At 60.3% G+C, this 21,650-nt stretch carries 22 protein-coding genes; 10 read left to right on the top strand and 12 right to left on the bottom strand.

The features are described 5' to 3' along the window. Positions 1 to 58 precede the first annotated feature (58 nt). Positions 59 to 544 (top strand): glutathione peroxidase, encoded by a 486-nt coding sequence (locus tag ACP7A2_RS12710; protein WP_426134473.1) that lies wholly within the window; start codon positions 59 to 61, stop codon positions 542 to 544. Next, positions 541 to 1,005 carry a MarR family winged helix-turn-helix transcriptional regulator gene (locus tag ACP7A2_RS12705; RefSeq protein ID WP_426134472.1) on the top strand — a complete coding sequence of 155 codons (465 nt, stop codon included), beginning with the start codon at positions 541 to 543 and terminating at the stop codon, positions 1,003 to 1,005. Before ACP7A2_RS12710 ends, ACP7A2_RS12705 begins: the two co-directional genes overlap by 4 nt. On the opposite strand, the gene ACP7A2_RS12700 is transcribed toward ACP7A2_RS12705, so the two are convergent. Next, positions 986 to 3,295, bottom strand: coding sequence for a response regulator (locus tag ACP7A2_RS12700; protein ID WP_426134471.1), 2,310 nt, complete (start codon positions 3,293 to 3,295; stop codon positions 986 to 988). The two genes, ACP7A2_RS12705 and ACP7A2_RS12700, sit on opposite strands and share 20 nt — an antisense overlap. 165 nt (positions 3,296 to 3,460) lie before the next feature. Between ACP7A2_RS12700 and ACP7A2_RS12695 the strand changes: the two genes are divergently transcribed. Both ACP7A2_RS12695 and ACP7A2_RS12690 read left to right on the top strand, forming a co-directional pair. After that, positions 3,461 to 4,351 carry an ATP-binding protein gene (locus ACP7A2_RS12695; RefSeq protein ID WP_348058830.1) on the top strand — a complete coding sequence of 297 codons (891 nt, stop codon included), beginning with the start codon at positions 3,461 to 3,463 and terminating at the stop codon, positions 4,349 to 4,351. Further along, positions 4,348 to 4,830: a GAF domain-containing protein gene (locus ACP7A2_RS12690; RefSeq protein ID WP_426134470.1), complete on the top strand. Its 483-nt coding sequence runs from the start codon at positions 4,348 to 4,350 to the stop codon at positions 4,828 to 4,830. The genes ACP7A2_RS12695 and ACP7A2_RS12690 overlap by 4 nt, the downstream gene beginning before the upstream one ends. A gap of 39 nt (positions 4,831 to 4,869) precedes the next feature. On the opposite strand, the gene ACP7A2_RS12685 is transcribed toward ACP7A2_RS12690, so the two are convergent. The 8 genes from ACP7A2_RS12685 to ACP7A2_RS12650 all read right to left on the bottom strand — a co-directional run bounded on the left by ACP7A2_RS12685 (position 4,870) and on the right by ACP7A2_RS12650 (position 13,665). After that, on the bottom strand, positions 4,870 to 8,508 hold the full coding sequence (locus tag ACP7A2_RS12685; protein WP_426134469.1) for a transporter substrate-binding domain-containing protein: 3,639 nt from the start codon (positions 8,506 to 8,508) through the stop codon (positions 4,870 to 4,872). An 8-nt stretch (positions 8,509 to 8,516) separates the two neighbouring features. Further along, the gene (locus ACP7A2_RS12680; protein WP_348058824.1) at positions 8,517 to 9,140 is read right to left on the bottom strand and encodes a response regulator transcription factor; all 624 of its coding nucleotides are present in this window, start codon (positions 9,138 to 9,140) and stop codon (positions 8,517 to 8,519) included. Positions 9,141 to 9,409: 269 nt separating this feature from the next. Beyond that, a complete protein-coding gene (locus ACP7A2_RS12675) occupies positions 9,410 to 9,793 on the bottom strand; it encodes a response regulator (protein WP_426134468.1) in 384 nt (127 codons plus the stop codon). 173 nt (positions 9,794 to 9,966) lie between these two features. After that, on the bottom strand, positions 9,967 to 11,298 hold the full coding sequence (locus tag ACP7A2_RS12670) for a deoxyguanosinetriphosphate triphosphohydrolase (protein ID WP_426134467.1): 1,332 nt from the start codon (positions 11,296 to 11,298) through the stop codon (positions 9,967 to 9,969). A 72-nt stretch (positions 11,299 to 11,370) separates the two neighbouring features. Then, positions 11,371 to 12,534 (bottom strand): EAL domain-containing protein, encoded by a 1,164-nt coding sequence (locus ACP7A2_RS12665; protein WP_426134466.1) that lies wholly within the window; start codon positions 12,532 to 12,534, stop codon positions 11,371 to 11,373. Between the two features lie 93 nt (positions 12,535 to 12,627). Next, positions 12,628 to 12,963 carry a hypothetical protein gene (locus ACP7A2_RS12660; RefSeq protein WP_348058816.1) on the bottom strand — a complete coding sequence of 112 codons (336 nt, stop codon included), beginning with the start codon at positions 12,961 to 12,963 and terminating at the stop codon, positions 12,628 to 12,630. Continuing rightward, complete coding sequence (locus ACP7A2_RS12655) at positions 12,960 to 13,346, bottom strand: phage holin family protein (protein ID WP_078741520.1); 387 nt, start codon at positions 13,344 to 13,346, stop codon at positions 12,960 to 12,962. The genes ACP7A2_RS12660 and ACP7A2_RS12655 overlap by 4 nt, the downstream gene beginning before the upstream one ends. Before the next feature lie 4 nt (positions 13,347 to 13,350). Continuing rightward, positions 13,351 to 13,665, bottom strand: a complete 315-nt coding sequence (locus ACP7A2_RS12650; protein WP_078741521.1) for a DUF883 family protein — start codon at positions 13,663 to 13,665, stop codon at positions 13,351 to 13,353. Positions 13,666 to 14,023: 358 nt separating this feature from the next. Between ACP7A2_RS12650 and ACP7A2_RS12645 the strand changes: the two genes are divergently transcribed. Continuing rightward, complete coding sequence (locus ACP7A2_RS12645; RefSeq protein ID WP_426134465.1) at positions 14,024 to 15,232, top strand: ammonium transporter; 1,209 nt, start codon at positions 14,024 to 14,026, stop codon at positions 15,230 to 15,232. On the opposite strand, the gene ACP7A2_RS12640 is transcribed toward ACP7A2_RS12645, so the two are convergent. Next, entirely contained in the window at positions 15,219 to 16,940 is a 1,722-nt protein-coding gene (locus ACP7A2_RS12640; RefSeq protein ID WP_426134464.1) for a cation:proton antiporter, read from the bottom strand. The two genes, ACP7A2_RS12645 and ACP7A2_RS12640, sit on opposite strands and share 14 nt — an antisense overlap. A gap of 153 nt (positions 16,941 to 17,093) precedes the next feature. Here ACP7A2_RS12640 and ACP7A2_RS12635 point away from each other — a divergent pair, with 153 nt between their 5' ends. The 3 genes from ACP7A2_RS12635 (at position 17,094) to ACP7A2_RS12625 (ending at position 18,702) form a co-directional block, all read left to right on the top strand. After that, the gene (locus ACP7A2_RS12635) at positions 17,094 to 17,330 is read left to right on the top strand and encodes a glutaredoxin family protein (protein ID WP_375068882.1); all 237 of its coding nucleotides are present in this window, start codon (positions 17,094 to 17,096) and stop codon (positions 17,328 to 17,330) included. A 74-nt stretch (positions 17,331 to 17,404) separates the two neighbouring features. Beyond that, positions 17,405 to 17,740: a transcriptional regulator gene (locus ACP7A2_RS12630; RefSeq protein WP_348058809.1), complete on the top strand. Its 336-nt coding sequence runs from the start codon at positions 17,405 to 17,407 to the stop codon at positions 17,738 to 17,740. Positions 17,741 to 17,811: 71 nt separating this feature from the next. Next, positions 17,812 to 18,702: a pseudouridine synthase gene (locus ACP7A2_RS12625; RefSeq protein ID WP_426134463.1), complete on the top strand. Its 891-nt coding sequence runs from the start codon at positions 17,812 to 17,814 to the stop codon at positions 18,700 to 18,702. 56 nt (positions 18,703 to 18,758) lie between these two features. Here the strand turns inward: ACP7A2_RS12625 and ACP7A2_RS12620 are convergent, their stop codons facing one another. Together ACP7A2_RS12620 and mobA are read right to left on the bottom strand one after the other, a co-directional pair. Further along, positions 18,759 to 18,980, bottom strand: coding sequence for a YgdI/YgdR family lipoprotein (locus tag ACP7A2_RS12620; protein WP_065901933.1), 222 nt, complete (start codon positions 18,978 to 18,980; stop codon positions 18,759 to 18,761). 79 nt (positions 18,981 to 19,059) lie between these two features. Further along, a complete protein-coding gene (gene mobA / locus ACP7A2_RS12615; protein ID WP_426134462.1) occupies positions 19,060 to 19,662 on the bottom strand; it encodes a molybdenum cofactor guanylyltransferase MobA in 603 nt (200 codons plus the stop codon). Between the two features lie 76 nt (positions 19,663 to 19,738). On the opposite strand from mobA, the gene moaB reads away from it, so the two are divergent. Both moaB and glp read left to right on the top strand, forming a co-directional pair. Beyond that, entirely contained in the window at positions 19,739 to 20,278 is a 540-nt protein-coding gene (gene moaB, locus ACP7A2_RS12610) for a molybdenum cofactor biosynthesis protein B (RefSeq protein ID WP_426134461.1), read from the top strand. A 22-nt stretch (positions 20,279 to 20,300) separates the two neighbouring features. Continuing rightward, positions 20,301 to 21,488 carry a gephyrin-like molybdotransferase Glp gene (gene glp / locus ACP7A2_RS12605; protein WP_426134535.1) on the top strand — a complete coding sequence of 396 codons (1,188 nt, stop codon included), beginning with the start codon at positions 20,301 to 20,303 and terminating at the stop codon, positions 21,486 to 21,488. The last annotated feature ends 162 nt before the right edge of the window (positions 21,489 to 21,650 follow it).

Genomic DNA, 21,650 nt, shown 5'->3' with positions numbered 1-21,650 from the left:
CACACAATTGAATTGCCTACTATCGTTCCGGTTCTAACTCCTTATTCGAGGCGCTGCCATGAGCAACACCCTGCTGAGCATCCCGTCCACCACCCTCAAGGGCGAGCAAAAGACCTTGGCCGACTTCGCCGGCAAGGCCATTTTGGTGGTCAACACCGCCAGCAAGTGCGGCTTCACCCCGCAGTACAAAGGCCTGGAGCAACTCTGGCAGCAGTACAAGGATCAAGGTCTGGTGGTGCTGGGCTTCCCTTGCAACCAGTTCGGCAAGCAGGAACCCGGTGACGAAGGCGCGATTTCCGAATTTTGCGAGCTGAACTTCGGCGTCAGTTTCCCGCTGTTCAAAAAGATCGACGTAAACGGCAGCGATGCCCACCCGTTGTTCGTGCAGCTGAAAAAACAGGCCCCGGGCCTGCTGGGCTCCAAAGGCATCAAGTGGAATTTCACCAAGTTCCTGATCGGCCGTGATGGCCAGTTGGTCAAGCGTTTTGCTCCGACCACCAAACCCCAGGACCTGACCCAAGAGATTGAAGCCCTGCTCAAATGACCGACGCTCCCCTCGTGTCCCTGTCTCTTGACGATCAGCTGTGTTTCAAGCTCTACGCCGCCTCGCGGGCGGTGACGCGTGCCTACAAGCCAATGCTCGATCAATTGGGCCTGACTTACCCGCAATACCTGGCAATGCTGGTGTTGTGGGAATGGCATGGCGCAGCGCCTGCGCAACCCACGGTCAAGGCCCTGGGTGAGCGGCTGATGCTCGACTCGGGCACCCTGACGCCCTTGCTCAAGCGCCTAGAGCAGCTTGGGCTCGTGAGGCGTCAGCGCAGTGCGCGAGATGAGCGAGAAGTGCACTTGGGGCTGAGCGAGGCGGGCGTGCAGTTGCACGACGAGGCACACCGCCTGAAAACCCGGCTGCTCTGTGACAGCGGCGTCGACCTCAACAGCGCCGACGCCCTGCGCGATGGCCTTGATCAGTTGCTGGCACAGATCAAAGGCTTGTCGTCATAGGCACCCACACGTCGAGCAGGGTTTTGAGTTCCTCGCGGCGAAATGGCTTGGCCAGGTAATCATCCATCCCGGCCGCGCGGCAACGCTCGCGTTCTTCCGACAGTGCGTTAGCGGTCAAGGCGACGATGGGCAGGTCCGGCCAGCGCCCGCTGCGACGAATCTGCCGGCTGGCTTCGTAGCCGTCCATCACCGGCATATTGCAGTCCATCAGCACCATGTCGAAGCGTTGTTCCTCAAGCAGCTTGAGCGCCTCGCCACCATGGGCCGCGACGATCACTTCACACCCCAGCTTGCTGAGCATGCCCTTGGCCACCAGTTGATTGACCGGGTTGTCCTCCACCAGCAGGATGCGCGCCCGGTGCAGGAGGGGCGCGGCGTCCGTTTGAACAGGCTCGAGGATCAACTCCTCGTCGCTGCGCAGGTTGCGTTGCAGAATCTGGTACAGCGCATTGCGGCTCAAGGGGCGCGCCTGTTGCTGCAATGGCCCGAGGGCTGCGACCTCTTCGCTGGGCATGAAGTTGCCATAGGCGGTGACCAGCAGGATTGGCGCCGTAATGCCAGGTCGCAGGCGGAACAGGCATTCCGGGCAATCCGTGATCAACAGGTTGGGGGCTTGCCCATTCAAGTCATCATCGAGCGAGTAAAAGCGTGGAGCCAGCCCCCAATGAGGCAGCAGGGACGTGAGCAACTCGGTCAGCCCGCTACCGGCATGGGTGATGACCATCACGTCGCCTTTGAGCGGCAGTTGTCGGGTAGACGGCAGATGGCTTGGCAGCGGCAAGTCGGCGCAGAACTGGCTGCCAAACCCCACTTCCGAGCTGATGCTCAGGCGGCCCTTCATCGCTTCACACAGGTTATGCGTCAGCGCCAGGCCCAGCCCTGTGCCGCCAAACTGGCGGGTGATGCCCGCGCCCGCCTGGGTAAAGGGCTGAAAGATCTTTACCTGCGCGTCCATGGCGATGCCAATGCCGGTGTCACACACTTCAATGTTCACCCGGTCGTCGCTGGCGCTGAGGCGCACGTCGACGCGGCCGAAACGGGTGAACTTCAGTGCATTGGAAAGCAGGTTGCTGACGATTTGCCGCACGCGGGTCGGGTCGCCGATCACCTGGGCGGGAAACAGCGGGTCAATCAGGCAGGTCAGTTCGACACTCGGCGCAGCGTTCTGCGACAGCAGGTTGGCGGTGTCTTCCACCAATGAGCCGAGGTCGAACGGAATGCGCTCCAGCTCCAGCTGCCCGGCGTCGAATTTGGACAGGTCGAGGATGTCGTTGAGCAACTCCACCAGCACTTTGCCCGAATCATGGGCGATCGACAGTTGCTGGCGTTGCTCGGCATTCAGCGGGCTGTCCAGCGACAGCGCGATCATCCCCAGCAGGCCATTGAGCGGCGTGCGGATTTCATGGCTCATGTTGGCCAGGAACGCCGCTCGCGCCTGGGCCATGCCCACGGCGGTCATCTTCGCGGCTTCCAGTTCCTCGTTGGATTGGCTCAAGCGCTGGTTGCTGGCCTTCAGCTCAAGCGTGCGCGCGGAGACGATATCTTCCAGTTGCCCCAGGTATTCGGTGAGGCGGTCTTCGGCGTTGCGCCGCTGCTGGATTTCGGTTTGCATGTTTTCGAACTGCTGGTTGGCGACGCTGACCAGCACGCCGATTTCATCGTGTTCATGCCCGGGCGGGCAGTCCAGACGGGCCTGCTTGCTGGTGCTCAGCGCCCGAATAATGCGCACCAGTGGTTGCGTCAACATCACGTAGAACAGGCCCAGCAAGATCCCGGTCAGCAACAGGCTGCGGGTAAAGCCATTGAGCAAAGTGATCTCGGCGCGGTGCAGGAAACGGCTGCCGAAGGCATAGGTGTCGACGTCCAGGCGCAACACGCCGAGGGCGTCGTTGGGCATGTGGTTGAGGAACAGGCGGTCCTCAAACTGCCGGTTGGCGCCAAACAGGAAGTCGCTGATGGGCCGGTAGGTACTTTCCTTGCGGGGGCGATTGACGTCGGCCAGCACCACGCCATTGTTATCGACCAGTTGCGCGCGGGTAATCGCCGGGGAGTGCAGCAGGCCGAGGGTCAGTTCCTGGGCAAGTTCGGCATCAATGTTGTAGGCGATCCGTGAGGCCGGGTTATGGCTGATTTCGATCAGCGAGCGGATTTCACGGTTGATGGATGCGTCTTCACTGGCATAATCGATGCCGATTTGGATCAGACTGAGCAGGGTTCCCAAGACGAAACCGACCAGCACAGTCAATCTGGCTTGTTTATAAGACAAGCGGTGGGCGAACTTGATATCCATTGGGTGTTGAACCACTTCACGTTTCCCTTCGCCCGGCAAGCATAGCTGAACATCCACAGGCCCTGGCTTGCCCGGCATGAATCGAATTTTATACGCAGCCTCGTGCGGTCTGCCGCAGGGTTGCCAATACGCCATCTTTTGCAAGAACTTGCCAGAGGAATAATCGTGGATTCTCGATTGAATGCCTTTCTTGAGCGTGCCGACGCCGTACTCGCACGCCTGGAACCCTTGCTGCCCGCGCCGCGCCAGGCCATCGACTGGAACACGTGCCTGGCGGCCCGCTGGCAACGTGAAGGCCGCAGCGGTTTTTTGCTGCCGCTGGAAGTGAGCCTGGACATGCGCCTGTCCGACCTGATCGGCGTCGACAAACAACTTGAAACGCTGGCCCGCAACACCCAGCAATTTCTCGATGGCCTGCCCGCCAACCACGCGCTGCTGTGGGGCTCGCGCGGCACCGGCAAATCGTCGATGGTGCGTGCCTTGCTCGCCCAGCATGCAACGGCAGGCTTGCGCCTGATCGAGATCGAGCGCGACCACCTGGCCGACCTGCCACGGGTGGTCGAGCAACTGATCAAGTTGCCGCAGCGTTTCATTTTGTTCTGCGACGACCTGTCGTTCGAGGCGGGCGAGGGCGATTACCGCGTGCTCAAGAGCGTGCTGGACGGCTCCCTTGAACAGGCGCCGGAAAACGTGCTGTTGTACGCCACCTCCAACCGTCGCCACCTGGTGCCGGAAAACCAGAGTGACAATGACAACTGGAAGCGCGTGGACGGCGAACTGCACCCAAGCGAAGCGGTGGAAGACAAAATCGCCTTGTCCGACCGTTTTGGCTTGTGGCTGTCGTTCTACCCGTTCACTCAGGAACATTTTCTGAATGTGGTGGAGCACTGGATCGGCGAGCTGGCGACCAAGGCTGGCTTGCAGTGGCAGCGCGATGAAGAACTCGACATCCTGGCGGTTCGCTGGTCCACCGGGCGCGGCAACCGCAACGGTCGTTGCGCATATCAATTCGCCCGCTACTGGGTGGGTCTCAAATTGCTGGAGCGTCAAGCATGATTGATTTACAGCAGGCCGGTACCGGCCTGGACGGCTATGCCATGTTGTGTGCGCAGCTGGAATCGCTGTTGGCCGATGAGCGTGATTTCATCGCCAACAGTGCGCAATTCTCTGCGTTTTTGTTCAACCAGCTGGATGACCTTAACTGGGCCGGTTTCTATCTCAACCGCAACGAAGAGTTGGTGCTGGGGCCGTTCCAGGGCCAGATCGCCTGTGTGCGCATCCCGTTCGGTCGTGGCGTGTGTGGCGCGGCGGCGGCCTCTCGGCAAACCCAACGGGTGGAAGATGTGCACGCCTTCCCTGGGCATATCGCCTGTGACAGCGCGTCGAACAGCGAGTTGGTAGTGCCGCTGGTCAAGGATGGCCAACTGATTGGCGTGCTTGACCTGGACAGCCCGTCACTGGCCCGCTTTACCGCGCAAGACCAAGTGGGTATCGAGCAGCTGGCGGCGATTTTCCTGCGCTTGACCGACTGCTGACGGGTTGTTGCGGGAGCGAATCGCCACATTCGCTCCCGCCTACACCGGGGCGTCCAAACCATTCAGGCGCATTTGCAGCATCCGCTCCAATTCAAGCATGCATTTCTCCAGCGTCTTGATGCCTGTTTCGATCGCCGGCTGATCTTCACCCCGCGCGCACAGCTGTTCCAGCGCTTCGCATTGGTCGGCTAACGCCGTCGCCTGCACGATGCGCGCGGCGCCCTTGATTTTGTGCGCCTGGTCAATGATGTCCTGGGGCGGTGCCTGCCGAGCCAACAGCGCAACCAATTCCTGGCGGTCATGACCGCTGCTGCTCAACAACTCCTCAAGCAAGCGACGACTCAACTGCAGGTCGCCTCCCGTCAGCGCGTCCAGGCTGCTGATATCCAGCTGCGTGCCGCATGATTGCGGCCCGATCTGCGCCAGTTGGCGCTCCAGCGCCGTGAGGCTGATCGGTTTGAACAGGCAGTCGTTCATCCCCGCTTCGGCGCACCGTAGCTTCTCTTCCGGCTGGGCATTGGCGGTGAAACCCAGTACGACACAGGGCGCAAGGTGCTCTCGCTGTTCATATTCACGAATCGAGCGGCTTAGCTCGTAGCCATTCATGACGGGCATGTTGCAGTCGGCGATGACCAGGTCGAAGCGTTCCTGGCGCCAGGCCTGGAACCCCGCCGCACCATGCTGGGCCGCGGTGAACTGGTGCCCCAGGTAGCCCAATTGCTGGCACATCAGCAGGCGATTGGCCGGGTGGTCGTCCACCACCAATACATTGAGCACCGGCGCAGGCGCAGGGGCCGCTGGCTTGAGTTCCTCCACCGGTTGAACCGGCTGCAGGCGCGGCATTTTCAAGTGCATATGCACTTGTGTGCCCACCATGGGCACGCTGCTCAGGCTCAACTGCCCACCCATCATCGCGCACAGGCTGCGGCAAATCACCAGCCCCAGGCCTGCACCGCTCCTGGCCAGTTGCCCGGAGTTGTCGGCTTGGGCAAAAGGCTCGAAAAGGCGCAGTTGGTCCTCGCGGCTGATGCCGATGCCGGTGTCTTCCACCGCCAGTTTCATTTCAACCTGCTGCGGCAGATCAGCGGTGTGCACATCCACTTTGATTTTGACCTGGCCGCGCTCGGTGAATTTGATCGCATTGCTCACCAGGTTTGACAGCACCTGCTTGAAGCGCAAGGGGTCGATCAGCACATCGGTGTCGTCGAGTTCGGGTGTGAATTCCAACACCAAACTGAGGGTTTTCTGGCGTGCCAGACCATCGAACACACGTACCACCGACTCGATGACTTCCCGCAGGTTTACGCGCTCCGGCGCAAGGCTCAAACGGCCGGACTCAATACGCGCAATGTCCAGAATGTCGCCAATCAGTTCCAGCAGGTCCTTGGCCGAGTTGTAGGCCACTTCAATGGCCGGGCGGTCGAGATGCCCCTGGTCTGCCCGCTTGAGGGTTAATTCCAGCATGCCGATCACCGCATTCATCGGCGTGCGGATTTCATGGCTCATGGTGGCGAGGAAAGTGCTTTTGGCGCGGTTGGCTTCATCGGCGCGCTCCTTGGCGGCGCGCAATTCGTCGAACAACTGGCGCCGCTCACTGATATCGATCCAGCCGCCGATGACGCCCTGGACTTCGCCGTCGGAGTCACGGTAAGGCAGAATCCAGTGATAGATCGTCAGCTTTTTTCCAGGCGTATGCAGGGTCCGATCGAGGATCAGCGGAGTGCCTTCTGCCACCACTCGCTGGTAGTCAGCGTGGTATTGCGCGGCCTCCGCTTCGAGGGCCATGTTCATCTGGATAACGCTTTTTCCGATCACGTCTTCGCGCTTGACGTCGAACACTTGCAGGTAACTGTCGTTGCAGGTTTTCAGCAAGCCCCTGCGGTCTCGCACGTAGATGGGGTGCGGTGTCTCGTTGACCAGCGCGCGCATGAACTCGAATTGATCGTTGAGGGCGCGCTCGGCCATTTTTCGGTGCTTGATCTGGCGGCGCATGTAGGCATTCCAGGTCAGGGATATCAGCAATAACAGCCCGGTACCGATGATGATTTGCGCAATCAATTCGTGGTAATTGCGCCAGTAGCTGTCGGAGGCGGCCGTGTAGCCGCGCCACCGGCTATTGATGATGCCCAGCTCGTCCGGGGCAATGCTGAGCAAGGCTTTGTCGAGGATCGAACTCAGTTCGGTCGCCCGCCGTGACGTCGCCAGGGCGAAGGTGGCCGGTTGGGTACCGACGCTGGAGCTGATTTGCAGTTTGTCCTGGAACACCTGCGACGACAGGAAGTAGTTGGCGATCACCAGCGAATTCACGGCGCCGTCGACCTGCCCTTGCGCCAGCAATTCCGATGCCTTGAACGTGTCGCTGGTCTCAACCAGTTGAATCTGTGGGAAACCCTCGCGCAGGGTTTGTTCCAGCGGGTTGCCTTGAGTGATCGCCAGGCGTTTGCCGGCCATTTGCTCCAGGCTCAAGGGCGCGCCAGGCTCCTTGCGCGTCAGCAGTACATAAGAGTTTTCAAGATAAGGGCGGCTGAAACTCAGTTGCGCTTCCCGTTCGACGCTGGGAATGATCGCACCGATGATGTCGGCGTTGCCGCTGTCGACCTGTTCAATCATCGAATGGACATCACGGCTGCGCTGGATCTCGAAGCGCATCCCGGTGCGCAGGCGAATCAACTCCAGCAAGTCTGCAGTGATGCCGCGAAAGGTGCCGTCAGAGTCGAAGAACGTCAGGGGTGCAAAGGTTTCGTTGACCATCACCTTCACCACCGGGTGGTCTTGCAGCCAGCGTTCTTCGCGCTGCGTCAGTTGCAGCTTCTGGTCGGTCAGCAGGATATCGCTTCCCGCACTCCAGCGTTTGGCAATGCTGTCGCGATTATTGGTGGGGACGACGGCCAGAATTTCGTTGACGATACTCAACAGAATCCGCTGGTCCTGGCGCAGCGCAAAACTGAAACCATAGGCTTCATGTTTGCCGAAATTGGCCATGCGGATGTTTTTCAGGTAGCCCTTGTTGATCATGTAATGGGTGGAAATGGTGTCGCCCAGAAAGACATCCGCTTGATCGAACGCGACCGCATTCAACGCATTCTGATAAGACGGGTAGGCGCGGATGATCGCATGGGGGTACAGCTTTTCCACTTCATTGAGTGGCAGGTAATGGTAGACAAGACTGACGCGGAGCCCGGCCAAACCATCGCTGAGGCTGCGTGTTTCACCTTCGCGGGTGACCAGTACCGGTTGGTCCACGGCGTAGGGCTCCGACAGCGTGATGTTCGGGTTGGCGGCCTCAAAACCGTTGGAAGAACCCAACAAGTCAATTTCACCGGTTTCGAGGGCGTGAATCGCCGCCTCACGGGAGGGGTAGCGCAGTACCTGTATCGGCAAGGCCATCGCCTTTGCCAACAACCCAGCGTAGTCAGCGGTGAGCCCCTCGTAGTCGTGACCACTGGACGTCAGATCGAAGGGAGGGTAGTCGGGTGCTGCGGTGCCGAGTACCAGCGCGCGCTTGTGCTGCAACCACTGGCGCTGAGCCTTATCCAGTTGAATATCGAGTTGAACGGCACTCGTACGGCTCAGTAACGTGAGGTGTTGCGGGCCGGTTTGAGGGTCCGCGGGCGCGGCAGTGCTGATGCACATACCGGCAATCAATATAATCAAATAGTCCTTTATACGCCTGGGCATCCGCTTTCTCACACTAGCGCGTTTCGTTTTGCCATCTCGATAAGTTCTACCAAGGATTTGGCTTTGAGTTTTTGCATAAGCCTCTTTTTGTAGGTGCTGACAGTTTTATTACTTAGAAACATACCTTTGGCAATTTCCTTATTGGTACGGCCCTGTGCGAATAGTTGCAATACCATTAGCTCGCGGTCATTGACGGTCTTGAACAGTTCAAGTTCCAGCGAGTTGCTGTCTGCACCGTTGCCATTCAATGCCTGGCTCGGGAAATAGTTGTAGCCGGATAATACCGCGCGAATGGCACTCAGAAGTTCACTTAGATCACCTTCCTTACACACGTAGCCATCCGCGCCGGAGCGCATGCAGCGGGTAGCGAACAGCGTTGGGCATTGTGCGGTGAGGATGAGTGTTTTCATCGGCGTGTTCATGGCGTTGAACCGGCAGAGCACTTCAAGGCCGTCCAGTTTGGGGATGCTGATATCCAGAATGATCAGGTCTGGAAGGCATTCACGGACCATTTGTATCGCGTCACAGCCATTATCTGTTTCACCGACGACTTTATAGCCCTCATGTTCCAGCAACATACGAATGGCCAGCCTGATAACAGGATGGTCATCAATGATAAAAACTGTGTTCATAATCACATTCCATGCAAGTGCAAATTAAGCGGGCACATTAGCCCAGAAATTGAGCGAGGCGCATGAGTCATGGAGGGAGTAGATATAAAACAGGAGAATTCCTACGTTAGAAAAGGTAATTGCCTACCAGTCGTTAAGGCTTTGTAACCCCCGTTGTAAGAGGATTTTGCATTGAACCCATCATGCAGGCGTGCCTGGAATCTCACAGCAGCCTTTGGGTTAACTTTCGCAGGCGCACAGTGTTTAAAGTCCTACATGCACACTTGGCGTCAGAGGCTGATCAACCGTGCCAACTCGTCTTTGTTCAGGGGCTTGGATAGATAGCCCAGCAATGGCAGACCGCGCGTCATGGCTTGGGCCATCAAGTTGGACAGTTCCGAGTCGGGAAGACCACTTAACAAAATGGCGCCGATTATAAAGTGTCGGCGACTGGCAATGTCCACCAGTTCCAGGCCTGGCAGATCCGGCAGGCATTGATCGCACAACATCAGGTCAAAAGGCGCATGGGCCCGGGACATCGAGCAAATAGCCTGTTCGGCGTTTTCTGCGAGGGTCAACTGTTCGAAGCCGAAGCTTTTAAGCAGGCACTCGGTGGCCAGGAGCTGAAAGGGGTGATCCTCCACCAACAGGATTCGAAGAGGGGGTTTGGGCATAGAGGGCACACGGATCAGTCAAGCGTCGATGGGGTGGGGCGTAGGAATAGCTCGCCTAGTCCGCCGGAAGCGTGCGTGATTATTCTTCGAATGGACGTAAGAATTCGATCAGGCCGCTCTGTTCCCATCGTAGGCAGATTCTGTTCGGGAGACAGGCGGCGTGACCGGCATCGTTATTGTGGGCTGGAACGCCCGGTCATCTCCCGTGCCATCTCGGTGGCGTAGCTGTCCGTCATGCCGGCGATAAAGTCGATCATGCGCAGGAACGACGCGTGCAGCGACCACGCCGGGTCGGGCGCGCTATTGCCCAGCAAGTCGAGAATCCGCCGGTTCTTGAACGACGGAGTGCGCCCGCCATGCTGCTCCAGGGCTGCACCGCAAAAGGCGTTCAGCAGGATTTCCAGGGTCGTGTAGGCACCAATTTCATGCAGGGTCTTGCGCTTGTCCTGGAAGATTTTCTTGCGCGCCATGTCCTTGGCATCCAGCACGCAGCGTTTGGCCGGGCCATGCATGTGTTCCACCAGATCGCCAGGCAGCGTGCCGGCGAGCAAGGCGTCCTGTTGCTCGACAAACGCACGCGCCGCCGCGTTGGTCAGGTGCTCGATGGCTTTGCCACGCAGGATCGCCAGCTTGCGCCGACGCGAGTCCTGCGCGCCCAGTTGCCGATAGGTCTGGGGCAGGTCGTCGCCCACCAGATCAAGCAGCAAAGACTCGACCTCGGCGTACTCCAGCAGCTCCATTTCCAGGCCGTCTTCGAGGTCGATCAAGGCGTAGCAGATATCGTCCGCCGCCTCCATCAGGTACACCAGCGGGTGGCGCGCCCAGCGTTGCTCTTCAAGCTGTGGCAGGCCGAGCCGGCGGGCGACCTGCTCAAGAATCGGCAGCTCGCTCTGGTAGCAGCCGAACTTGTGTTTCTTGTAGCCCAGCGAGTCTGCGTGGCGCGCGGTCCACGGGTATTTCAGGTAGGTGCCCAGCGTGGCGTAGGTCAGCCTGGTGCCGCCGTCGAACTGGTGGTACTCAAGCTGGGTGAGCACGCGAAAGCCTTGAGCATTGCCTTCGAAATTGAGGAAGTCATTGCGTTCGGCGCTGCTCATATCATCCAGCCAGCCGCGCCCGGCGGCCTGTTGAAACCAATGGCGAATGGCATCTTCGCCGGAGTGCCCGAACGGTGGGTTGCCGATGTCATGGGCCAGGCAGGCCGATTGCACCACCATGCCCAGGTCGCTGGGGTCACACCAGTCGGGCAGGGCGCTGCGCAAGGTTTCGCCCACGCGCATGCCCAGTGAGCGCCCGACGCAACTGACTTCCAGGGAGTGGGTCAAGCGGGTGTGAATATGATCGTTGCTGGAGACCGGGTGCACTTGGGTCTTGCGCCCCAGGCGGCGGAACGCGCCGGAGAAAATAATGCGGTCGTGGTCTTTGTGAAACGGGCTGCGGCCCAATTCTTCCGGGCTGTGCAGGGGTTTACCAAGACGTTCGCGAGTCAGCAGGGTGGGCCAATCCAAGGCGGGTATTCTCCGAGCGGTAAATGACAGCGCCCAGCTTCCCGGTTCCGCCTTGGCGGGGCAAGCGAAAATCTACAGACCGGCTGCGTCGATATCGATTAACAGCAAACGCTGACCGTTATCAAAGAATTGTCCTGCGGTCAGGCAATACTGATTGGTGGTGGCGTCGCGATAGGTAGAGGACAGGATCAGCCGCCGTTCGTCCCAGCCTTCAGCGAGCAGGTGATAGAAATACGGCCGCCACGACCAGTTATGCCCCAGGTAGCGGCTGTCGGCCTGCCACGCGTCCTGGCGCCATTCGAAGTTGGGCGTCAGTTGGGTACCGTGGCGGTCGCACTGATAGAAGCGCAGCAGCCACGGAAAGTCCGGCAGTTGTGGCAGTTGGCTGAGTGGTTCCTGACCCTGTGCCCAGGTTTGCAGAATCTTCATCAACTCGACCAATTGCAGGCGCAGTTGCATGATGCGCCCGCGCTCTGCGAGTTTTTGCTGGACGTAAACGCAGCGCAACTGGGCAAAGCGCGGCACGAAGGCATCCGTGGCGAACCAATCCAGCTGAGCCTGGGCAAACAGATAACCCTGCACATAACGCGCGCCGCATTCCAGGGCGAAGCTCAATTGCGCCTCGGTTTCGACCCCTTCGGCGATAATCCAGCAGCCGGTCTTCTCGGCCATTTGCGCCAGGGCGCGCACCACCTCGCTGCTCGGCCCGCCGCGAGCGGCTTCCTGGAACAGGCGCATGTCCAGCTTGAGGATATCCGGCTGCAAGGCCAGTACCCGGTCGAGCTGGGAATAACCGGCGCCAAAATCGTCTATGGCAATACGTGCGCCGGCCTCACGGTAGCGCGCCACCACGTCGGCCAGACGCTGGATATTGCCGCCCAGTTCGGTGATCTCAAACACGATGCGTCGCGGGTCAACGCCGTGGGCGTGCACCTGTTTCAGGCTGGGCAGTGCCTGGCCTTGGCGCAGGCGGTTGATCCAGCGCGGCGAAATGTTCAGGCTCATGAACCAGTCTTCCGGGGCTTCATGCAGACGGCTCAAGGCATTGTCGCGGATCTGCCGGTCGAGGGTGCGCAGCGCCACGCCCGGTGTGCGTGGGTCGGCGAACAGCGGGCCCACGGAGTGCAAACGGCCATCGGCCTGGCGCAGTCGACCCAAGGCCTCGACGCCAGCAATGCGCCCGGTGGCAGTGTCGATGAACGGCTGAAAGCAGGCGAGCGGTTGCCCGTCGATCACGGGGCCTCCTTAATTGAACTGGCGAAAAAAAGGCCCGGCCCTCGATAACGAGGGCCGGGCCGATTCTGTTTGCAAGAATGCAGCCAGTAGCGCTTAGCGCTTGCGTCCGGCCATGGCCAATTTGATCAGTGGGATCAAACCGGCGCCCAGCCGCACCAGGCGCGTCACGCCGCTGATACCGCCGCCCTTGGCACCTTTACCGGTGAAGAAACCCATCAGCGTCACCGCCGCTACGCCCCACAGCGGCGCGTGCTTGATGCCCAGGCTGTCCTGCCAGTTAGTGCCCATGTTGCGCACTTTGTGCAGGGGCGCCATCAGTTGCTGGGACTCGTGACGGATTTCCTGGCGGTGCATTTCCATGCGCAGGCGAATCAACGCTTTGCGCATTTCCCGCCGGGACGTGGTTTTTGGAACTTCTGTCAGGTTCATGGCAGCAGGCGCTCCCGGTCGTTGGCCAGCTCTTCGAGGGTGGCATGGAACGGCGTAGACTCATCGAATATCGCCGCTTTCAAGCGCAACCCGCAGAACCCTGCGGCCAGGATGTAAAACACGCAGAGGCTGATGATCCCGGTAAGGCGATAGGTGTCCCACACCAGAATCATCACCAGCGCCGACAACCCCACCAGCAGCAGCAGGGCGAACACCAGTGCCAGGCCTGCAAACAGCAGCAGGCTCACGGTGCGCGACTTTTGCTCCTGCAATTCGATGCCAAACAACTCGACGTGGCTATGGAGCAAGCCCAGAACGGCTGCGCCCAGGCGCCGGGAGGTAGAACTTGTGCCCGATGACGAGCCGGTTTCGCCGATAGACATGATGTTAGCGCCTTGTTGCCAGCAGACCGATCAAAAAGCCCACACCGGCAGCGATACCGACGGACTGCCAAGGGTTGGCCTGCACGTAATCCTCGGTAGCGGTGACGGCCGCCTGGCCGCGCTCGCGCAGCGAGTCTTCGGTCAGTTGCAGGGTTTCACGGGCCTTGAGCAGGCTGTCATGGATCTTGGTGCGCAGTTCGTCTGCCTGGTCACCGGCCAGCACGGCGGTGTCGTCCAACAGCTTTTCGGTGTCACTCACCAGGGTTTGAAAATCCGCCAACAGAATTTCTTGAGCGGTCTTTGCAGTTCTTCTGGCCATGGTTATCTCCGTGATTGGCTGATCTTTACGTGTGCGTGTAGGTGTGGTTTCGAGTCACCGGCTTCGGTGAAGGTTCAGTGCAATTGTGTGGTACAGCTTTTGCTTTGCCATGGTGCGCACGCCCCGGGGCTTGCGCTGAATATGGGCGGTTGAAGCTAAAACCTTGAAAAACCTTACCCTAAATAACTGAAACTCGCGGAAAAACCCTCTCGGCAACGGCTTGTTGAGTTGATCGCTGCGCTAAAGCGGTTCACGCCCCCTCAAGAGGGGCAAGGCCGGCGGCACCCCTTTAGTGCGCGGCGCGCTGGCTTGAACCGCTTTGGTGCTTTTTGCCTTTAATGCAGGCCTGCCAACCTCCATGGAAAATTTGCAAAGTGCAGTGGACACCCTCGTCCACAGCTCCAATACCCTGTTTATCCTGATTGGCGCGGTCATGGTGCTGGCCATGCACGCGGGCTTCGCGTTTCTGGAAGTCGGCACCGTGCGCCAGAAAAACCAGGTCAACGCGCTGTCGAAAATCCTCAGCGACTTCGCCATCTCCACCCTGGCTTATTTCTTTATAGGCTATTGGATCTCCTACGGTGTGAGCTTTATGCAACCTGCGGCGGTCATCAGCGCCGATCATGGCTATGGCCTGGTGAAATTTTTCTTCCTGCTGACCTTTGCCGCGGCGATTCCGGCGATCATTTCCGGGGGTATTGCCGAACGGGCGAAGTTCGCTCCTCAGCTGTGCGCCACCGCGTTGATCGTCGCGTTTATCTACCCGTTTTTTGAAGGCATGGTGTGGAACGGCAATTTCGGCCTGCAAGCCTGGTTGCTCGCGACATTTGGCGCCAGTTTCCATGACTTCGCCGGTTCCGTGGTAGTGCACGCCATGGGCGGCTGGCTGGCGCTCGCGGCGGTGCTGTTGCTGGGGCCGCGCAACGGGCGCTACCGGGAAGGACGCCTCGTGGCGTTTGCACCGTCGAGCATCCCGTTTCTGGCGCTGGGCTCGTGGATTCTAATCGTCGGCTGGTTCGGTTTTAACGTCATGAGCGCGCAAACCTTGAACGGCGTCAGTGGCCTGGTGGCGGTCAACTCGCTGATGGCGATGGTCGGCGGCACGGTTGCGGCGCTGGTCATCGGCCGCAATGACCCGGGCTTCCTGCACAACGGGCCACTGGCCGGGCTGGTGGCCATCTGCGCCGGTTCCGATTTGATGCACCCGGTGGGCGCGCTGGTAACGGGCGTGGTCGCCGGCGGTTTGTTCGTGTGGTGCTTTATCGCCGCTCAGGATCGCTGGAAGATCGACGACGTGCTGGGTGTATGGCCATTGCACGGGTTGTGCGGCGTGTGGGGCGGCATCGCGTGCGGAATCTTCGGCCAAACCGCCTTGGGTGGATTGGGCGGCGTGAGCCTCATCAGCCAGTTGATCGGCACCGCTCTCGGCGTGGCTGTGGCGCTGGTCGGCGGGCTGTTGGTGTACGGCGCGATCAAGCGGGTGCATGGGCTGCGCCTGAGCCAGGAAGAGGAGTACTACGGCGCGGACCTGTCGATCCACAAAATTGGCGCGGTCAGTCAGGATTGATCGGCGCCTCTTCGGCCTGCGGGTAGAAACCGTGCAGCAGGCGGTAGCGGCTCTGGCGAACTTCATCAACCCGCGCCTGTACGTGTTGGTCCGGCAGGCCCAGCATGATCAAGGCGTGGGAGGCGAGCATCAGGCTCGACTCCAAGAGTTCGGGCACCACTTCAGTGGCGCCCGCAGCTTTCAGTTCAGCCAGTTGGCTGTCATCGCGAGTGCGCACCAGAATCGGCACGTCGGCATTGATGCGTCGTGCCTCTTTCAACACGGTCAAGGCGACGTCGCTGTTGTCCACGGCGATCACCACCAGCCGCGCGCGCTCCAGGCCGACCGCACTGAGCAACGCGCCACGACGGCAGTCGCCGTAATGCACGCTGCTGTCCTCAGTGGCAGCTTCTTGCACGCGTTCCGGGTCGTCATCCAACGCGATGAACGCCTGCTGTTCCCGGCGCAGAAAACGTGCGATGGATTGCCCGACCCGGCCATACCCGCAAATCAGCGCATGGCCGCTTAACTCAGCATTGAGTGCGGTGATTTCTTCAAGTTGCACCTGCTGGTTGGGCTTGCGGTGCAGGCGCAGAGCGATCGCCGGGGCTGCGCGCAGCAGCAGCGGGGTCAGCAGCATCGAGCAGAACGTGGCCGCGAGCAGCAAACCGTTGAGCTCGTCCGGTAGCAAGCGGCTCTGCTGCATCTGCGCCATGAGCGCAAAGCAAAACTCGCCGCCCTGGGCCAGCGCCAAGCCGCTGCGCCAGGCGGTTTCGCCGTCGCTGCCGCGCAATTTCACCAGCGCCGCGACGATGCAGCCTTTGATCAGCATCAGTGCGAGGGTCAGGCCGAGAATCAGCAGGCTGTGGCTGACGAACAGCTGCAGGTCGATCAGCATGCCGATGCTGACGAAAAACAGCCCCAGCAAAATGTCGCGAAACGGCCGGATGTCGGCTTCGATCTGATGACGATAATGGCTTTCACCGAGCAACATGCCGGCCAGAAATGCGCCGAGGGCAGGTGAGAGGCCAAGCAAATGGGTGAGCCAGGCGGTGAGCAGCACGATTACCAGCGCCAGCAGCACAAACAGCTCAGCGGAGTGGGCGGCGGCGACTTCATGGAACAAGCGCGGTAACAACCAGCGGCTGGCACACAGCAAGCCGACGAACAAAACCACGGTTTTGCCCAACGTCAGCGGCACCGCCCAATACCACGCTTGGGCGCCGCTACCCGCAAACACCGGCACCAGGGTCAGTAGCAGCACGGCCACTACGTCCTGAAACAGCAGCACACCAATCGCATTCTGGCCATGGCTGCTGAAGATTTCCCCGAGGCTGGTCAGCTCCTTGCTGACGATGGCGGTGGATGACAGCGCCAGTCCCGCCCCCAACAGCAAGGCGATGCCCGGCGCCACACCCAGGCTCAGCAGCAATACGCCCAACAGCAGTGCGCAACTGAGCACCTGCAAGCTGCCCAGGCCAAACACCACGCTGCGCAGGGCATGCATTTTGGTCAGGGAAAACTCCAGCCCCAGCGAGAACAGCAGGAACACCACGCCCAATTCGGCAAGGTCAGGCAGGTCTTCGCTGTCATTCACCCAGCCCAGTGCGGTAGGCCCCACGGCGAGCCCGACGCACAGATAGCCCAGCACGGGCGGCAGTTGCAGCCGGCGAAACAGCGCAATCACCACCAGGGATGACGCCAGAATGATCAGCAGGTTGGCGAACACGAGCAGCTCCCTTGCAGGTCGTACGGACAAAAAGTCGCGAGAATCGCTGAACCAGTTATAGGTCATGCTGACCTGAGTCAAGGTTTACCGGCTCGCCACCGGCAGTGGGCGGGCATAGAATAAATGCCTACTGTCTGAACCGGTCTATTAGCCATGCTTCCTGAATGCCAGTTGTTCGGCACCCTGGGTTGCCATTTGTGTGAAATCGCTGAGGCTGAAATCATGCCGCTCGTCGAACACGGGCTGCTTGTCGAACTGGTGGATATTGCTGATCCCCAGGACCTGACTGAAGCCTATGGGCTAAGGATTCCGGTACTTCGCCGGGTAGATACCGGGGCGGAGCTGGATTGGCCATTCGACACCGGACAGGTTGTCGCCTTCCTTCTCTAGGCGTTATCCGATAGCGGGTTTCCAAATATTACGTTACTGTATGTTTGTACAGCGATTGAATAGAGGGAACGCCCGTGGTGAATGTTGAACAATTGAAAAGCAGCGTCAATCGCATGTCCGCCGACGTCGTGCGCGACGCGGTGAACGAGCTGCGCCTCGATGGCTTGGTCACGGAAGGCAAGACGCCGTTTAACAAGGTGCATTTCAACACCTGCTTTGCCGAAATCGAGGCATTGTTCCAGCGCGCCGGTTACCACAAGCAGCTGGATGTGGTGGGGTATCAGGGCTTGTTGTACGCGCTTTACGACCCCGGCCGTTGGGAAGCGGTGGACGTGCTCCGGTGGCTCAAAGAGTTCACCGACGCTGCCAGCGCTTCGCCGATCCTGCGCGCCGGTTTGGCCAAGGCCTGACATCCGCCCTAGGCTCCATCCCGCGTCATGCGGGATAATGCCCCGGTGTTTTTTCAGGCATCGAGCATTTCATGTCCACATCCGGTTTTTCCGCGTCCCGGCACCAAGCCAGCACTCTGTATTTGCCCCCTGGCCCTTGGGCGACGGTGCTGGATTGCTTGTGCGAGCACTTTCCGGCCATTGGCCGTGAGCAGTGGCTGGACCGCATCGGCCGTGGCCGCGTGCTGGATATCAACGGCAACCCGATAAGCGCGCACCTGGCGTACAAGGAAGGCCTGTGCATCTATTACTTTCGTGAAGTGCCGAACGAAAAGGTGATCCCGGTTCAGGAAACCATCCTGTACGCCGACGAGCATTTGGTGGTGGCGGACAAACCGCATTTTCTGCCGGTGACGCCTGCCGGCGAATACGTCGAACAGACCCTGTTGCGCCGTCTGATTCGCCGCCTGGACAATCCCTCGCTGGTGCCTCTGCACCGTATCGACCGGCACACCGCAGGCCTGGTGTTATTCTCAGCCAACCCGGCAACCCGCTCGGCGTACCAACAGCTTTTTCCCACGCGGCGTATCGACAAATTCTACGAAGCCATCGCCCCAGCGTTGCCACAGCTGACGTTTCCCAGGGTGCATAAAAGCCGCCTGGTCGATGGCGAACCGTTCTTCCGCATGATGGAAGGGCCGGGCGCCAGCAACACCGAAACGGCCGTGGAAGTGCGCGGAAAAAACGGCGATTTGTGGCGCTACGGCCTGTTCCCGGTGACCGGCAAGAAGCATCAGTTGCGCGTGCACATGACCGCGCTGGGGGCGAGCATCTGCAATGACCCGTTCTACCCGGATGTGATCAAGGACGCCGAAGACGATTACGCCAACCCGCTCAAGCTGCTGGCCCAGGGTGTGCGGTTTATCGACCCGGTTACCGGTGAAGAACGCAGTTTTCGCAGCGCGATTACCCTCGACTGGTAACCCCCGGAAACGACAAGGCCCGCGCGAGGCGGGCCTTGTGGGTTCAGCGTTAAGACTTACAGGTCTTTAACGGTGCGAACCTGGTCCTTGTTGATGCGGGTCTGCTTGCCGTCAAGTTGTTCGAACTCGTAGAAGCCCGAAGCCTTGTCGAATTTAGGCGTGTCGACAGCCTGGATTTCGCGACCGTCATTCAGGGTGATCACTGTAGGCGAAGCGCAACCGGCAAGAGTAGCCAGGCCCAGTGCAAGCATGAGAGCGGCGATGGTCCGTTGAGTCATGAGTTTGTCTCCGAGAGAATTCTTTTAAATTGCTGACCCTGTGACGCACGAGGCGCCGACAAAGTTCCTTGTGCGAGGTTCATTCTGACACGCCCAAGCCCGGGTGCAAAAGCTCGGGTGTGTTCAGGTTGGCAAAGCGTGGGTCATTTGCCGGGCATTCCAGGCCCACGCCGCCCAGTTGCATGAAGAGTTTGCGCGGGCTGCGTTCGCCTGTTTCCCATGCACGTTCTACCGCGTTTCGCAGGCCGGTAGGGATGATGCAAATCAAGGGTTCCCAGAATTCACCGTGGCGCACCATCAGGGGCACCAGCGGGTTGCGCTGCGCCGTCGCCCGCAGCTCGGCTAACAGGTGCGCGTCAATGTGCGGCACATCGCACGGCAAGATCAGTAAGTGTTCATGACGTGCTGCAGCCAGCCCGGCGCGGATGCCCGCCAGCGGGCCGGGAAAATCCGCGCTGTCATCGCTCACCAACTGGTCGGCATAGGGCGCATAGATGTCACGGTTGCGGTTGCACGAGATGATCAAGTCATCTGTCAGTGGCCGGGTCAGGCGGTGCAAATGGGCGATCAAAGGTTCGCCGTGCCAGGGCAGCAGGCCTTTATCCCGGCCACCCATGCGTTGGCCTCGACCACCGGCCAGCAGCAAAATCGAACACGGCAAAGGCGAAGAATCGAGAGACATGGTGGTTCCGCTGCGGCAGGTAAATAGGGCCCTGTGATATAACATCGGGCTGTTCCTTCGACAACCGGACCGTGCCATGACCGCCAAGGCAGATGCGCCCTTCGTACCCCTGAATATTGCTGTATTGACCGTCAGCGACACCCGCACCCTCGACACTGACACCTCGGGCCAGGTCTTCGTCGACCGCCTCACCGCCGCTGGCCACCACCTGACCGAGCGCGTGCTGCTCAAGGACGACCTGTATAAAATCCGCGCCAAAGTGGCCCACTGGATCGCCGAAGACGTGGTGCAAGTGGTGCTGATCACCGGCGGCACCGGCTTCACCGGCCGCGACAGCACGCCCGAAGCGGTGAGCTGCCTGCTCGACAAGCACGTCGATGGTTTTGGCGAACTGTTCCGCCAGATTTCCGTGGCCGATATCGGCACCTCCACCGTGCAATCCCGCGCACTGGCCGGCCTGGCCAATGGCACGCTGGTGTGTTGCCTGCCGGGTTCCACCAATGCCGTGCGCACCGGTTGGGACGGCATCCTCGCCGAGCAACTCGACAACCGTCACCGCCCGTGCAATTTCGTGCCCCATTTGAAGCAGGCCGAGCCCTGCGAATCCCGTGGATAAGCCCGGCAAAACCGGCGCCTTGATGCCGGTCGAACACGCGCTCAAGCAATTGCTGGACATGGCCGACGCCGCGCCGATCCGCGAGCATGAAACCCTGGCGCTGGCCGACTGCGACGGCCGCGTGTTGGCGCAGGATCTGGTTTCCACTCTCGACCTGCCGCCCTGGCCCAACAGTGCCATGGACGGTTATGCGCTACGCCTGGCCGACTGGTCCGGCGAGCCGCTGGCCGTCAGTCAGCGGATTTTCGCCGGCCAGGCACCGCAGCCTTTGGCCGCTGGCACCTGCGCGCGCATCTTTACCGGCGCTCCGGTACCCGAAGGCGCGGACTGCGTGGAAATGCAGGAAAACGCTGTGGTTCACGCTGATGAGCGCGTGAGTTTTACCGAGCCGATGCAGGCGGGCCAGAATATTCGCCCCCAGGGCCAGGAAACCACCGTCGGCGAATTGGTATTGAACGCCGGCACCCGCCTGGGGCCAATCGAACTGGGCCTTGCCGCCTCGCTAGGCGATGACCGCCTGAGCGTGGTGCGCCGCGTGCGTGTGGGCGTGCTGTCGACGGGCGACGAGTTGATCGAACCCGGCCTGCCGCTCGGTCCGGGGCAAATCTACAACAGCAACCGCCGTGTGCTGTGCTCCTGGCTGGCACGCATGGGCTGTGAAGTGATCGACGCGGGGATCCTGCCGGATGACCTGGAAAAAACCCGTACGCGGCTGGCGGATTTGGGTGGCGTTGACCTGATCCTGTCCACCGGCGGTGTGTCGGTGGGCGAGGCGGACTTTCTCGGCATCGCCCTGCGCGAAGAGGGCGAACTGGCCCTGTGGAAGCTGGCGATCAAACCCGGCAAACCGCTGACTTTCGGCCACTTTCGCGGCGTGCCGGTGATCGGCCTGCCCGGCAATCCGGCGTCGACACTGGTGACCTTTGCGCTGCTGGCCCGGCCTTATCTGCTGCGCCGCCAGGGTGTGGCGGATGTGGAACCGTTGCGCTTCGAGGTACCGGTAGGGTTTGTATGGCCCAAACCGGGCAACCGCCGCGAGTACCTGCGCGGGCGGCTCGAGCAGGGCAAGGCGATCATCTACCGCAACCAAAGCTCCGGCGTGCTGCGCAGCGCGGCGTGGGCGGAAGGGTTTGTGGAGGTGTTGGAGGGGACGACGCTGGCGATTGGCGACCGAGTCAATTTCATCCCTCTGAGTGAAGTCCTGAACTGATCACACTCTAAATGTCAGCCCTTTCAAGGTCTTTGGGAATCTGTCTGAAAGGGCGAACACTATCCCTGTGGCGAGCGGGCTTGCCCCGCGTTGGGCTGCGAAGCAGCCCCAAAACCAGCGCCCGGAGAATGCCTGACCCACCGCATTCTTCTTTCTAGGGTC

The sequence above is a fragment of the Pseudomonas sp. PWP3-1b2 genome, assembly GCF_049896045.1.
GTDB lineage: Bacteria > Pseudomonadota > Gammaproteobacteria > Pseudomonadales > Pseudomonadaceae > Aquipseudomonas > Aquipseudomonas antarctica_B.
The sequence above is the reverse complement of the archived record's forward strand: the minus strand, read 5'-3'. Positions and strand labels throughout refer to the sequence as shown.

Coding starts and splice junctions, on each gene's coding strand:
- mobA (WP_426134462.1), bottom strand. CDS start 19,662: ATGTCTCTCGATTCTTCGCCTTTGCCGTGTTCGATTTTGCTGCTGGCC.
- ACP7A2_RS12645 (WP_426134465.1), top strand. CDS start 14,024: ATGGAAAATTTGCAAAGTGCAGTGGACACCCTCGTCCACAGCTCCAAT.
- ACP7A2_RS12685 (WP_426134469.1), bottom strand. CDS start 8,508: ATGCCCAGGCGTATAAAGGACTATTTGATTATATTGATTGCCGGTATG.
- moaB (WP_426134461.1), top strand. CDS start 19,739: ATGACCGCCAAGGCAGATGCGCCCTTCGTACCCCTGAATATTGCTGTA.
- ACP7A2_RS12675 (WP_426134468.1), bottom strand. CDS start 9,793: ATGCCCAAACCCCCTCTTCGAATCCTGTTGGTGGAGGATCACCCCTTT.
- ACP7A2_RS12700 (WP_426134471.1), bottom strand. CDS start 3,295: ATGGATATCAAGTTCGCCCACCGCTTGTCTTATAAACAAGCCAGATTG.
- ACP7A2_RS12660 (WP_348058816.1), bottom strand. CDS start 12,963: ATGAACCTGACAGAAGTTCCAAAAACCACGTCCCGGCGGGAAATGCGC.
- ACP7A2_RS12710 (WP_426134473.1), top strand. CDS start 59: ATGAGCAACACCCTGCTGAGCATCCCGTCCACCACCCTCAAGGGCGAG.
- ACP7A2_RS12680 (WP_348058824.1), bottom strand. CDS start 9,140: ATGAACACAGTTTTTATCATTGATGACCATCCTGTTATCAGGCTGGCC.
- ACP7A2_RS12690 (WP_426134470.1), top strand. CDS start 4,348: ATGATTGATTTACAGCAGGCCGGTACCGGCCTGGACGGCTATGCCATG.
- ACP7A2_RS12650 (WP_078741521.1), bottom strand. CDS start 13,665: ATGGCCAGAAGAACTGCAAAGACCGCTCAAGAAATTCTGTTGGCGGAT.
- ACP7A2_RS12620 (WP_065901933.1), bottom strand. CDS start 18,980: ATGACTCAACGGACCATCGCCGCTCTCATGCTTGCACTGGGCCTGGCT.
- ACP7A2_RS12705 (WP_426134472.1), top strand. CDS start 541: ATGACCGACGCTCCCCTCGTGTCCCTGTCTCTTGACGATCAGCTGTGT.
- glp (WP_426134535.1), top strand. CDS start 20,301: ATGCCGGTCGAACACGCGCTCAAGCAATTGCTGGACATGGCCGACGCC.
- ACP7A2_RS12655 (WP_078741520.1), bottom strand. CDS start 13,346: ATGTCTATCGGCGAAACCGGCTCGTCATCGGGCACAAGTTCTACCTCC.
- ACP7A2_RS12635 (WP_375068882.1), top strand. CDS start 17,094: ATGCTTCCTGAATGCCAGTTGTTCGGCACCCTGGGTTGCCATTTGTGT.
- ACP7A2_RS12625 (WP_426134463.1), top strand. CDS start 17,812: ATGTCCACATCCGGTTTTTCCGCGTCCCGGCACCAAGCCAGCACTCTG.